The organism is Flavobacterium gillisiae (genome assembly GCF_900107635.1).
Lineage (GTDB): Bacteria > Bacteroidota > Bacteroidia > Flavobacteriales > Flavobacteriaceae > Flavobacterium > Flavobacterium gillisiae.
Genome location: NZ_FNRD01000006.1, coordinates 72,300 through 86,315 on the forward strand (window position 1 = coordinate 72,300; position 14,016 = coordinate 86,315).

The window sequence follows — 14,016 nt, forward strand, 5'->3', positions numbered from 1 at the left end:
ACTTGAAAGTTACTATTTCTTTAAAAATAAGAGCCTCCCAATTATCTTGGGAGGCTCTTGCTATATTATATTTTTATATAATTTAATGCAATTACAAGCTCCCGAATTTCTTCGATACGACTACAAATTGTTTACAAATATTTAAATTCATTTTTGGTATTTTTCTTGAACAAATATCTCACTTAATTCCACAAATTCCAAATGATTCACAATGATTTAACGATAATTTCATGTAACTAATTAAAAAAATGGTCAATATTAACATTTGATACCATTTACAACCAAAAACCATCTTTAGAATTAAAAAAACTTTAAAAGTGATCTAATTACAATAAATCAAAAACAGCTTTTAGATCCGCTTTTAAATCTTCAATATCCTCTAATCCGACAGAAAGACGAATCAAATCTTTAGAAACTCCAGAAGTTAATTGTTGCTCTTCTGACAATTGTTGATGCGTTGTACTTGATGGATGAATAATTAAGGATTTTGTATCACCAATATTTGCTAAAAGCGAAAACAATTTTGTGTCATCCGCTACTTTTTTAGCAGCATCAAAACCACCTTTTAAACCAAAGGTCACTAATCCGTTTTGTCCTTTTGGTAAATACTCTTGTGCTAAATCATAATATTTGCTTGATTTCAATCCTGGATAATTTACCCAAGCTACTTGCTCTTGCAACTCTAACCATTGTGCTAAAGCTAATCCGTTTTCACTGTGTTTTTTCACACGAATGGATAATGTCTCTAATCCTTGAATAATTTGAAAAGCATTGAAAGGACTCAAAGCCGCTCCATAATCACGCAGTCCTTCAATTCTAACTTTTGCTATATAAGCAGCAGCTCCTAATGCATCATGATAAACTAAACCATGATAACCCGGATTAGGTTCTGTAAATTCAGGAAAACGACCACTACTCCAATCGAAAGTTCCAGCATCAATAATAGCACCACCTAATGAAGTTCCATTACCACAGATGTATTTAGTTAAAGAATGAATTACAATATTCGCTCCATGTGCAATAGGGTTTAACAAAGCAGGTGAAGCGACCGTATTATCAACTACAAACGGCACTTTTAAAGCCTTAGCTACTGCTGCTATCGCTTTTAAGTCCAATACATCTAATTTAGGATTCCCTAAACTTTCTACAAAAATTACTTTGGTATTGTCATTGGCAGCTTTCGCAAAATTTTGTGCATCCGAAGGATCTACGAAAGTAGTTGTTATTCCTAATCTTGGTAAAGTAGCATTTAGTAAATTAAATGTTCCACCGTACAAACTACTTGAAGCTACAATATGATCTCCCGTTTTTAACATGGTCAATAAACCTGTTGCAATTGCTGCTGTTCCAGATGCGGTAACGACTGCCGCAATTCCTCCTTCAAGCGCTGCTAAGCGTTGTTCTAAAATATCGTTTGTTGGATTATTTAATCTTGTATAAATATAACCTGCTTCGGTTAATCCAAATAAATTAGCCGCATGCTCTGAATTATCAAACACATAAGATGATGTTTGGTAAATAGGCACTGCTCTTGTCCCTGCGTGTTTTGTTACATCATGTCCGGCATGTAAGGCATTTGTTTCAAATTTTAATGTGCTCATAATTTTAGTTTTTTGATTTTATTCTTTTTTATTAAATGAAAAACCCTTTCAGATAGGTATCCAAAAGGGTTTTAAGTTGTATTATAAACTTATACTTTGGATCACCTGAAACAAACACACATCATGGCTTTTGCACAAATCATAGACTTGACAATTGATGAGTTGATTTGTTTAAAATTTAGATTAACCATTTTGAATTGTTATTTATTATTTTAAAAATATCTTTGTTTAGTTTTCAAAAAAAAAGCTTCCCTTTTTGAGGAAAGCTTATGCTATATTTAAGATTTTAAATTGAAGCAATAGACTACCCTCAGGAATTTTCCTGCATGGCTTTTGACTTATTACAAACATTTAAATTCATGATATCCTCCTTTTGTTGCAACAAATTTGCTCACAATAATTTATATATCCTAATATATTTTAAAAAATAACAAATAAAAGCCTTTCTGTTAAAACACAACTAATCAATTATTTAAAAAAAAATCATAAAACTTAATGCTATTTTTAATAATAGATTTATTTTAAATGATACAAAGTATTTTTGCTCATATTACATTTCTTTAATTTAGAATCGACTTTCAATTATATGAACAACACTTCATTTTCTTGAGAATACATTTGTACCATTAATGAATTTGAAGTCTTTTTTAACCCAAAAGAGTTGGTTCTTCTAACTTGAATCCTTGGGTGAACTAAATCAATAATAGGCTCTCCCCTTTTTCCTTTTTGTAACTTGCTTTCAAAATTTAATGTTAACGAAGTTGTTTTTGATGTTTTCATGATAATTATTTTTAGCAGTTTGTTTTTCCTCTCTCCTATTTAAGCTACTTAAATCCTTTAGCCTAAATCCTTCCATCCATTATAATCTACACTATTGCTAACACTACATAACCGCTAAAGACAATGATAAAACACGTCTCTAGAAACGCTATAACAAATCTTTCATTAAGGTTACCTGATAAGTAATTTTACTTAAAGTAAGCTTTAACAATTTTCGTGTTAATTTTAACCACTCTTCGAATTTGTCGATCGCTCAATCGCTTATTGTTGTATGCTTTAACGAGTCGTTTCTTCAAAGCTTCCCATTTCTCTTTCATATAGGGATACAATGAAATGGATCGTTCATCTCCTTTTAATGCATTCAAATAATGCTTATTGTATTCTTTAACGTAATTATTATAATCATCCAGATATCTATCCCACTTTTCATTTCCGGTATTTTCTTTTCCTATAGCTCTTTTTTCAAGTACTAAAACCTTTTCAATTGCTCTCATAATAAAGTGTTTTTTGATTAATAAATTATTCCTAACTCCTAGCTTACGTTTAGTATAGTTTGAGGTACCCCCCTCTTTTCCTGTTTTAAAAACCGGATAAAACATTTAATTTAAAAAAATATAAAGTCTTTCTATCTATAGCTTTAACAAATTTACCAACTAACATTAATGAACTAAAATATACTCGTTTAAAAACCACAATATCAGATACGTTACGTTTTTAACGAATGATAACTCAGAAAAAAGTCATAAAAATTCCTCTTTTCACATCAGTACTAAAACGATACTAAAATAGTTTTATGATTTCAATCATAAGTAAACAGTGTGTCATTAAATTATTAAGTAAAAAACAACTAACCAATAGCGCTTCATTAATAATTATACAAAGGAGCTTTTCATACGGCTCGACATTCTGTGAAAAATTCATTACTATTGATGCGAAGAAAGTAAAAACACATATCATCCGGTTATTTGCCACACGCAAGGATTCGCGTAGTACGTAATGCGTATAAACTTTTATTTTTTTCTACAAAGCTTACACCTTTATAATTAAGGCTTTAGGCCAAGACTCTTTTTAGCATTAATCCAAGTTTTCTATTTCACAAAAAACATCTTTAAATTACCAAAACCAGCATGACTAGTAGCGGTTATAAATCTCTACCCACAGAGAAAACAGCCCCTTTTGGGAATACTGACACGACCAAAAAATTACTTTAATGTAGATACTACTATTATCATTTTTAATATAATTATCGAAAATCAAACGGCTTGAACCAATTACAACTGCAGTTATTCTGCGTTTTTTTACTGTACTCCAAATAAATAGTCCTTCACAACACAATAGCAACAATTTGAATTTAGTTTTAAAAAAAAAAAGGCACCGCATTACTACACTACAAATAATTAAACAGAAGAAGTTCCTACTAATTAAAAAACACTTATTTTTGAAATACGCAATTGATTTTTCAATGCACCACAAATCTCAAAACCTACACATAAAATGTTTCAAAACAATGCAATCGATTTTGACTTACTCAAAAAACGCGCCTATAATTTAAGATGGGCAACAGTTCCTGAAGGTGTTATTCCACTTACTGCTGCGGATCCCGATTTTAAAAGTGCCCCTGAAATTGCTGAAGCCGTCGCCAAGTTTGCAAAAGACCGCTATTTTTGCTACACGCCTCCCGAAGGACTTCCGGAGTTTAAAGAGAGTATAGCTACTTATTTTCAGCAACGACGAAATGTACCTGTGCAACCTGAATTTGCTTTTCCCGTGGATAGTGCTGCTTTTGGCATCTTTTTGACTTGCAAAGCTTTTTTAAACATTGGCGACGAAGCCATTATTTTTGACCCCGTCGATTTTTTATTCCGATATTCTATTGAAAATGTGGGAGGAAAAGCGGTTTCGTTTGCAATTCCAGCAGGAACTTCAAATGTTGATTTTGAGGAAATGGAAAAACTCATTACTAAACGCACCAAAATGATTTGCTTGTGTAATCCGCTAAATCCAACGGGGAAAGTATTTTCTAAAAGTGAACTTACAACTCTGGGAAAAATTGCCTGTAAACACAATTTGATTATTTTGTCTGACGAAATATGGAGTGATATTGTGTTTTTACCAGCTGTATTTACCAGTATCGCTTCTATCAATGAAGAAATACGAAATCAAACCATTACCATTACTGGGTTTAGTAAATCCTATGGCCTTGCCGGTTTACGAATTGGTGCTGTAATTGCACACAATCAAAACCATTTCAAACTTTTAATGGACACTTCTTTGCATAATTCTACCGTACATGGCGCTACTGTTTTATCACAAGTGGCTGCCAGTGCTGCTTTGAACGAATGCGGGTATTATCTAGATAATTTTGTCACGCATCTCACAAAGGTTAGAAGCATAATAGTAGACGAATTGAATACTATCCCTGGTTTTAATTGCATTGCTCCTGATGGCTGCTATGTTGCTTTTACCAACATTACTGAAACCAAGAAAACAAGTCAAGAAATCTACGAACTCTTACTACAAGATGCAAAAGTAGCTGTTGTACCAGGATTAAAACAATGGTTTGGAGAAGGTGCCGAAGGTCATATTCGAATGAGTTTTGCCACCTCTGAAGAAGTGATTTATGAAGCAATGAATAGAATTAAAACCGTTTTAATATGAAAGCAGTTATATTAGGCGGCGGTATAGCTGGTCTTACAATGGGACTACTGCTGCGAAAAGAAAACTGGGATGTTGTTATCAGCGAGAGATCAGCAAGTATGGTCAATCAAGGACATGCATTTTTGATGAGTGCCGATGGACTTTCCATATTATCTGAATTTGCGAAAGAACAAAGTTCTACTTTGCACAAACAAAACGTCAATTTATTCAGTTTAAAAAGACCCAACGGCGATGAAGAAATCCGAATCAAATTAGACGGATGGCATTGTATGAAACGTGTTGATCTTATTTCACACTTATATTCTTTTTTTTCAAATAAAAATTTAAAAATGGGACGCGTGTTTTCTCATTTTTTATACGAAAATAATGTTGCGATTGCCGCGGTTTTTGAAAATGGAGAAATCGAATATGGTGACATTTTCATCGGTGCCGATGGAAGTAATTCTAAAGTAAGAGAGTCGCTATTTGGAAAAGTCAATTTTACTCCAGTAGCAGTACATGAGATTGTAGGGATTTCGAAAAAACGAGCCATAGACGATCCCGAAAAAGTTGTTTTTCAGAAATACCAAAGCAAAATCAAAGGTTTGGCGTTTGGCTTTATTCCAGCTTCCTGCAAAGAATCAGTATGGTTTATGCAATATGATGTCAAACTAGCCTCTGGAGACGAAGGAAAAAGCCCTGAAGCGCTTCAAAAGTTTTGTTATGACATGCTTACCGATTTCCCCGACGAAGTCAGAGCCGTTCTCGACGCCAATGATTTCAGCACTTCTTACATCTGGAAAACTAGAGATTTTGATACTTTGCCTACTTTTCATAAAGAAAATGTGGTTTTGATTGGTGATGCGGCGCATCTTGCGGTGCCGTTTACGAGTGCAGGAACAACCAACGCTCTTCTTGACGCCAAAACTTTGACAAAAACCTTGATAAATTCTTCCTCGATTGAACAAGCTTTTGACACCTATTATCAAGAACGCTACAGTGATCTTACCAATCATTTAGAACAAGGCCGATTGCTGAAAACAATCTTTTTGGAACCTAAGAAACACAGCGAAAGAGGTTATATCTTGCCTTTGGTAACTGACAAAGACAAAAAAGAGCCCGTTAATAAACCTCTTAAAATCACTTATTTTACAGATCCTATTTGCTCTACTTGCTGGGTGATTCAGCCCGTTTTAAGGAAGCTAAAATTAGAATATGGTGACTATATTGACATTCAATATCATATGGGTGGCTTATTGCCATCATGGAAAAATTATGATCGTGGCATCATCAAAAACCCATTGGACGCTGCCAAACATTGGGAAGAGGTAAGTAAAGAACACAAAACTCCGCTGGATGGTGACATCTGGATTGAAGACCCACTTCATTCCTCCTACCCACCGTCGATTGCGTTTAAAGCTGCTCAGATTCAAAGTAATGACAAAGCAGTTTCGTTTTTAAGACGTTTACAGGAAATGATTTTTATCGAAAAAAGGAATATTAGCAAATGGCCCGAAATTGAAAAAGCCGCTTTGACTTGTGGATTAGATTCGGCATTACTTTTAAAAGATATAAATGGTAAAGGGCTAGCTTTGTTTAATGAAGATTTAGATTATGCTAAAAAACTAAAAGTCACTACTTTTCCAACAATATTGTTTTCTATAGACAACGAAATAAAAACCTCCATAACAGGTTTACAACCGTATGAAAAATTTGAAGAAATCATTCGGAAATTCATACCTAATGTTACCAAAAACAACATCCAACTAAGTCCAGAATCGTTATTCCAACGATTTAATAACATGACCGTTACAGAATATGCTTTTATAAGTGATTGTAGTGTTGAGGAGAGCAATCTAATTTTAAATGATTTGTATCATCAAGGAAAGATTGAAAAACATGACAGCAAAAACGGCATGATGTGGACGTATTCTATAAAATCAAAAAAGAAGATAAGTAGTGTTTGGTAATGTTCTAAATGGCAATGAGAATTCCCAAACCCGCGTGAGTGATAGCAGTGAAAAGCCCGCAAACAAGTGTAGCGCTAGCGGAACTTGTTGAGGACTTGCAACGAATAGCACGACAGCATTAATAAAATGAGCCACTACGCACAAACTAGATGGCTCATTTTACTAATGGAGGCACGCCCAAATAACACTAACTTATAGCCTTATGGCTTGCAACCCTTTTAACTTAAAAAAAATACTTAAGTTTAATTTACAATTCAAAATGGTTTCATACCTTTGCACTCAATTACAAGAGGAAAAATTTGAACTGATTGCAACCTCTTCATAATGAAACGAATTCATTATGGATGCTGAAAAATTTTCAGTAGAAAAAATGCTAAAGCAGAAACTCTACTTTAGTATTTCCAGCAATTATTTTTCCTCCCTTAATTTTAAATTTATATTTATTATGGCATATTTATTTACGTCAGAATCTGTAAGTGAGGGACACCCAGACAAAATTGCAGATCAAATTTCAGACGCATTAATTGATAATTTTTTAGCATTTGATGCTGATTCAAAAGTAGCTTGCGAAACTTTAGTGACTACAGGTCAAGTAATTTTAGCAGGTGAAGTAAAATCAAATACTTACTTAGACGTGCAACATATTGCTCGTGAAGTAATCAGAAAGATTGGTTACACAAAAAGCGAATACATGTTTGAAGCCAATTCTTGTGGTATTCTTTCTGCTATTCACGAACAATCAGCAGATATAAACCAAGGTGTTGACAGAGCTAATCCTGAAGATCAAGGAGCTGGTGACCAAGGAATGATGTTTGGTTACGCTACTAATGAAACAGAGAACTTCATGCCATTGGCTTTGGATTTATCTCATAAATTATTACAGGAATTAGCTATTCTTAGACGTGAAAATAATGAAATTACTTATTTACGCCCAGATGCTAAATCACAGGTAACATTAGAATATAGTGATGACAATAAGCCTACACGTATTGATGCTATTGTAATTTCTACTCAACATGATGATTTTGATGAAGAATCAGTTATGCTTGCTAAAATTAAAAAAGATCTAGTGTCGATTTTGATTCCAAGAATCATTGCTAAAAATCCTGCTCACGCTCATTTATTTAATGATACTATTCAATATCATATCAACCCAACGGGTAAATTTGTAATTGGAGGACCTCACGGAGATACTGGACTTACAGGAAGAAAAATTATTGTAGATACTTACGGAGGAAAAGGAGCTCACGGTGGTGGTGCTTTCTCTGGAAAAGATCCAAGTAAAGTGGATAGAAGTGCCGCTTATGCTACACGTCATATCGCTAAAAACTTAGTTGCTGCTGGTGTAGCTGACGAAATTCTAGTTCAGGTTTCTTATGCTATTGGTGTAGCGAAGCCAATGGGAATCTTCATTGATACTTACGGAACGTCAAAACTAAGCTTAAGAGACGGAGAAATTGCTAAGAGAGTAGAAGAAATCTTTGATATGCGTCCTTACTTTATTGAGCAACGTCTAAAACTAAGAAATCCTATCTATAGCGAAACTGCCGCTTACGGACACATGGGACGTACGCCAGAAACGGTTACTAAAACTTTCTCTGCTCCAGGAGGATTAACAAAAACTGTTGAAGTTGAGTTATTTACTTGGGAGAAATTAGATTTTGTTGACCAAGTGAAAGAAGCTTTTGGATTGTAATTAGATTTTCAATTAAAAGACATAAAAAAACCAGCTCAATTGAGCTGGTTTTTTGCTTAAACACGGTTTATTTATAAATTATATTTTAACGAAAATATAATATATCTAGGCTGAACTATATACTGTGATGAACTATATCCCGTTTGACTAAAGCTATCATCATTTAGAGTTTTAGTATTTAATAAATTTGTCGCAGCGACTGTATATTCCATTTTAGCATCTTTTTTACGGTAACTAAAGCTAGAATTTAAAAACTCATACTTATTATTTATTGTCCCTTCAGAATTTGAATAGGTATAGTTATTATAATCCGCAGTTAATGAAAATGCTTTTAAGAAGAAATAATCTAATTTTACAAATGGTTGTTTTGTTTTGAAAGTAGTATTTTGATAATCGTTTAATGTCAATGAATACCCTAGTTCTAAATTAGGCCAAATTTTAAATTGAGTTCCCAGTGAACCTTTATACGTTTGAGAAAAAGACTCTGTTGTTTGTACAAAATCAATTAAAGGATCTGAAGGATCTACTGGATTTGCTCTTAAGCTATTGAATTTAGACCAATTTAAATTTAAATTAACAGAGGCTTTATAATACTTAAGGAATGAACGTTGATACCCAACGACGCCATTAATACTCTCGTTTTCAAAATTAGCATTTACTTTTTCACTCACTTGATTTATCCCATTAAAATAGGCTCTATTTACTACTGGATCAGTTGTCTTACTATAATTTAGGTTTCCAAAGACAGTCGTGAAATTGAATAAATTATACTTAAAATATCTTAAAGAGTGCGTTTCTTGTAATGCGTTTTCTAAGAATCTATTCCCTCTATTGAAGGAGTTAAAATTTGAAAAGATATACCCTTGAACAAATGAATTAATATCATTGAATACATTCGTTTTTCTAAAATTATAGGTTAATGATTCCGACTTCTTGATTTGATATTGAGCAAATAAATCAGGTAAAACTCGAGAAAAATTATCTTCAACCTTAGCACTTAACTGCTCATTAAAGGTACTATATCTGTGTACAGTTAGACCGGGATTAAATGTGAATTTACCTGTAATAAATTTGTAATGTGCCCCTAAATAAACATCATTAAAACCATAGGTAACATCATTTTTATATTCATCATTGTTCAAAACCGACTGATCTCCATTATCTAAAATCTGAAAAATTGACGAATTGTAAGCCTGATGAGAATTAGTATTTCCCAAAGTAAAATTCAGATTGCTTTTAGCTGTTAACGAGTAATAATAATCTGCTTTTACATCTAATTTATTTGTTTTTACAAATCGATCTTGATTTATATTAAAACTACTCTGGTTTGAATCAAAACCTAAAAACGGAAAAGGATCATTTTGTAAATCAGGATTATAAAACGGATCTTCATCCTGATATAAATGTTGCATCTCAAATGCCCAAGTACTTTTTTTATTCTGAGTCCAAAACATATTCACACTCTGATTTACTGCTATAGGATCTTGCTTTTTAAAAGACTTTATCGCATTGTTCTGAACTATATCTCCCGAAGAACCAAAAGTAACTGAATTCGTCAACAAATCATTATCTTCAGTTTGATTTGATTTACGAACAGATATATCATAATCAAATTGAAAATTTACATTAGGCTTAAACTTTGATCCAAATTTAAAAATAGCCAAATTATTTCTCAAATCAGACAAATCAGACCTGTTTTCATTTGTTTTTATAGCAGTTGAATTAGGCTGAAATATCCCTATTTTTGTCTGTGTATTTGTAAGTGTTTTATTCGAAGAAAGGACCCCAAAACCACTAACATTCCAACTTTTTGACATCTGTTGCGTTATATTAATCGCCCCAAATCTATTTTCAATGTTTTGAGCCTTATCATTCCTTTGAGTAGAAATTCCTAAATCATTGCTTGAAACATTGAAATTTGTTCCGCTTCTTCCAATGGTATTTCTCGATCCTCCTGTCAATCTAAAATAATCCCTATTAGATAACGGCACATCTCCTATATTATTAAAATTAGTAATTACATTAACACTCGTCTTGGGACTGTAATAAAATAATTTTGGATTAATAATAAATCGATCTACAAAATCTGTTCCAGCAGAAACATCCCCAAACCAGAACCTCTTTTTACCTGATTTCAACTTGATATTAATAGCAACATCATCATTATTATTTTCTAATCCTTTCAATTGACTTACATCAGAGAAATTTCTAAGCACTTGAATTTTATCAACTGCACCAGCAGGTATATTCCTTGATCCCAACTTCGTGTCTCCTTCAAAAAACTTCTTGCCATCAACCATCATCTGAGTAACTTTTTTTCCTTCGACTTCAATTTCCCCATCAGCATTTACTTCTACACCAGGCAGTCTTTTAAGAATGTCTTCTAACTTCCTTTCTGTCCCTGTTTTAAAAGAGTCTGCATTATAAACAATGGTATCTCCTTTTATAGAAACTGGCATTTCTCGAACAATCTCTACACCATCTAACTCAATTCCTCCTTCTTGAAGAACAATAGTTTTAATTATATCTTCTGTAGAAGTAACAATTTCGACTTCTTTATTTTGCATCCCTAAAAAGCTAATTTTGATACTGTATGTAGTATTAGGTTTCAAATTTAGAGAAAACTTCCCTTTATCATTTGTGATTGCATAGGCATCCATCGCTTTTGTAGTACTATTTACGGCCATGACATTTGCCATTTCAAGTCCAACCGATTTAGAATCATTAATAAATCCCTCCAACTTTATAGATTGGGAATAAAAAATAGAAGTAATAAAAAGAAAAGCAATTTGTATTGTTGTTTTCATGTAGTGCAAGTAGATTGTAAATAATTTAATTATATAATTTTCAAATTCCGCGAAGTTCTAACGACCCATTCTCATTTGCGCACCCCCACGACCTTGGTTCATCTCACGCATTTCTTGCATTTTTTTTACAACCGTTTCATCATATTCTTTTTGAGAAATCACTTTCCCTTTAACCGGTGCCTTTATCACCGTTTTTTCTTTAGGATTTAGTACTATTTTAGAACATAAAATAACAGTTTTACCGTCGTTAACCTCTAAAATCAAACCTGGCAATCCCCAATAATTTTCAGGACCTTGATTTACTGGAATCTCAGGTGTGTACCAAGCTGTTATAGTCAAATCCTTAGGCATTTCTAAATTATCCATGAAATTTGTTTTCTTCTCACCATCAGCAGGTTTAGCAGCTGCAGGATCTTCTTTTTTAGGTCTGAAATTTCTAAAATCAGTTTTACTAGCTGGCCTCACAGCTGTCGCCTTAAAACAATTATACCCACCAATAACTCTAGTTTCGCCTTCCATTTTCCACTGATAATTTACTAACGAATCTTTTACAAGAAACTCTTTCCCCATAAATTCTTTATCAACAGCGTACAGTTTCTCTTTAACATTTTTATATAAGGTACCGCCACCTCCAGTCATTGAAACCATCATTCTCATTCCGCCTCCTTGACCTGGAGCGTCTAGTTTTTCTTCCTCTTTATAAACTGAAGCCGACTTGTCAAAATTCAGAATAAAGGTTTTTTCAAACATACTCTTCATACGTTCTTCCATGGATTTCTGCATTTCGGGAGTCATCTCCCTATTCCCTGCAAAATTCGATTTAAAATCAGCCGTGCTCGTTTTTGATTCATACACAGCCATACCTTGGAACTCCTGTGCTCGCAAACCTAAACAGCCAAACGCACTAAATGCTAAAACTAAAATTACTTTCTTCATGACTTTTAATTTTTAAAAAATTATTATGGTAAGACCTCTAGTTTATCTTTTTGTTACAATCTTATTATAAATAAATTAAGACTTCAATAATTATAAAAGGTTTAATCGTAATTTAGCTATATATGAAAAAAATAATTCTCTTTATTACTTTAGTATCGACTTGGACCGCGATTAGTCAAAACATTAAGCTTGAAACCATTACAACAGACACCATCAATGTGGTTGCTGATGATTTTATTGATTACGATCAGTTTGAATTCTATTATTACATAAAGGATAACGTTCTACATAAAACGAATGACACTGAATCATTAGAATATAAAAACGCTTCTCTTGGAAAAATAGCAAAAGTCGACATTAGAAACCCACTAAAAATCGTGCTTTTCTATGAGAATTTCAATACCGTTATCTTACTGGACAATCAATTAAATGAAACACACAAAGTAAATTTTTCAGAAAACACAAGTCCCATAGCGGTATCAGCGATTGGAATTGCAGCACAAAATAGGCTTTGGATTTATAATAGTTTGAACCAGCAGATTGGTCTTTTTGATTATATAAAAAATGACTATAAAACAATATCAACACCTTTTCCAGAAAGCATCAAATACTATCAAACTGATTTCAATACCTTCTATTGGATAGACAACAAAAACAACTGGTATTCTTGCGATGCCTTCGGGAAAATAAAAACTAAAGGCAAAACACCAGATTTCGATGCTATTGAAATCATTAATGACTCTCAATTTATCTACTCTAAAAATAACACCCTGTTTTTTGAAGACTTGGAGAAAAAACAAAAACATGAAATTGATATTTCAGAAAAAACGTTTAAAAAATTCTGTTACAAAGACCAAATTTTATCTATTTTTACATCGAAGGGAATTATAAATTATAAAATCATAACACCGTAATGCACATAGCAGTAGCAGGAAACATCGGATCGGGAAAAACGACACTAACGCGTTTATTGGCAAAACATTTTAAATGGGAGCCTCATTATGAAGATGTCGTTGACAATCCGTACCTCGATGATTTCTATCACCAAATGGAACGCTGGTCATTTAATTTACAGATTTACTTCTTAAACAGTCGTTTCCGCCAAGTGATCCAAATACGCGAGAGCGGAAAGAAAATCATTCAAGATAGAACGATTTATGAAGACGCCCATATTTTTGCGCCAAACCTCTACTCAATGGGTTTGATGACCAATCGTGATTTTCAGAATTACTCCTCTCTTTTTGAATTAATGGAATCTACAGTGAAAGCTCCTGATTTATTAATTTATTTGAGAAGTTCAATTCCTAATCTAGTGGGACAAATACATAAAAGAGGACGTGAGTATGAAAACTCTATCTCTATTGATTATTTAAGCCGATTAAACGAACGTTATGAGGCCTGGGTTCATACCTACGATCGCGGAAAATTATTAATTATTGACGTAGACAACATTAACTTTGTCGACAATCCTGAGGATTTAGGAATGATTTTAAACAAGATTAATGCTGAGTTGAACGGATTATTTTAGCCCTATTCTTCCCGTCTTAAAATAAAAAAAAACAAACTTACTATAAAAAAATGCCTCACTT

At 33.1% G+C, this 14,016-nt stretch carries 10 protein-coding genes; 5 read left to right on the plus strand and 5 right to left on the minus strand.

The features are described from left to right. Nucleotides 1-326: 326 nt before the first annotated feature. The 3 genes from BLV35_RS09695 to BLV35_RS09705 form a co-directional block, all read right to left on the minus strand. Nucleotides 327-1,601, minus strand: a complete 1,275-nt coding sequence (locus BLV35_RS09695; protein ID WP_091088786.1) for an O-acetylhomoserine aminocarboxypropyltransferase/cysteine synthase family protein — start codon at nucleotides 1,599-1,601, stop codon at nucleotides 327-329. A 582-nt stretch (nucleotides 1,602-2,183) separates the two neighbouring features. Then, nucleotides 2,184-2,381 carry a hypothetical protein gene (locus BLV35_RS09700; protein WP_091088790.1) on the minus strand — a complete coding sequence of 66 codons (198 nt, stop codon included), beginning with the start codon at nucleotides 2,379-2,381 and terminating at the stop codon, nucleotides 2,184-2,186. A 188-nt stretch (nucleotides 2,382-2,569) separates the two neighbouring features. Beyond that, on the minus strand, nucleotides 2,570-2,875 hold the full coding sequence (locus tag BLV35_RS09705) for a hypothetical protein (protein ID WP_091089277.1): 306 nt from the start codon (nucleotides 2,873-2,875) through the stop codon (nucleotides 2,570-2,572). A 1,000-nt stretch (nucleotides 2,876-3,875) separates the two neighbouring features. Here BLV35_RS09705 and BLV35_RS09710 point away from each other — a divergent pair. From BLV35_RS09710 to metK, 3 genes are all read left to right on the plus strand, one after another. Continuing rightward, nucleotides 3,876-5,039: a pyridoxal phosphate-dependent aminotransferase gene (locus BLV35_RS09710; RefSeq protein ID WP_091088792.1), complete on the plus strand. Its 1,164-nt coding sequence runs from the start codon at nucleotides 3,876-3,878 to the stop codon at nucleotides 5,037-5,039. Next, nucleotides 5,036-6,988 (plus strand): DsbA family protein, encoded by a 1,953-nt coding sequence (locus tag BLV35_RS09715; protein WP_091088796.1) that lies wholly within the window; start codon nucleotides 5,036-5,038, stop codon nucleotides 6,986-6,988. The genes BLV35_RS09710 and BLV35_RS09715 overlap by 4 nt, the downstream gene beginning before the upstream one ends. A 445-nt stretch (nucleotides 6,989-7,433) precedes the next feature. Then, complete coding sequence (gene metK / locus BLV35_RS09720) at nucleotides 7,434-8,684, plus strand: methionine adenosyltransferase (protein ID WP_091089281.1); 1,251 nt, start codon at nucleotides 7,434-7,436, stop codon at nucleotides 8,682-8,684. A 71-nt stretch (nucleotides 8,685-8,755) separates the two neighbouring features. On the opposite strand, the gene BLV35_RS09725 is transcribed toward metK, so the two are convergent. Next, nucleotides 8,756-11,491, minus strand: a complete 2,736-nt coding sequence (locus BLV35_RS09725; RefSeq protein WP_091088799.1) for a carboxypeptidase-like regulatory domain-containing protein — start codon at nucleotides 11,489-11,491, stop codon at nucleotides 8,756-8,758. A gap of 57 nt (nucleotides 11,492-11,548) precedes the next feature. Then, on the minus strand, nucleotides 11,549-12,427 hold the full coding sequence (locus BLV35_RS09730; protein WP_091088802.1) for a GLPGLI family protein: 879 nt from the start codon (nucleotides 12,425-12,427) through the stop codon (nucleotides 11,549-11,551). Nucleotides 12,428-12,549: 122 nt separating this feature from the next. Here BLV35_RS09730 and BLV35_RS09735 point away from each other — a divergent pair, with 122 nt between their 5' ends. Continuing rightward, the gene (locus BLV35_RS09735) at nucleotides 12,550-13,341 is read left to right on the plus strand and encodes a hypothetical protein (RefSeq protein WP_091088806.1); all 792 of its coding nucleotides are present in this window, start codon (nucleotides 12,550-12,552) and stop codon (nucleotides 13,339-13,341) included. Next, on the plus strand, nucleotides 13,341-13,955 hold the full coding sequence (locus BLV35_RS09740; RefSeq protein WP_091088809.1) for a deoxynucleoside kinase: 615 nt from the start codon (nucleotides 13,341-13,343) through the stop codon (nucleotides 13,953-13,955). Before BLV35_RS09735 ends, BLV35_RS09740 begins: the two co-directional genes overlap by 1 nt. Nucleotides 13,956-14,016: the final 61 nt, after the last annotated feature.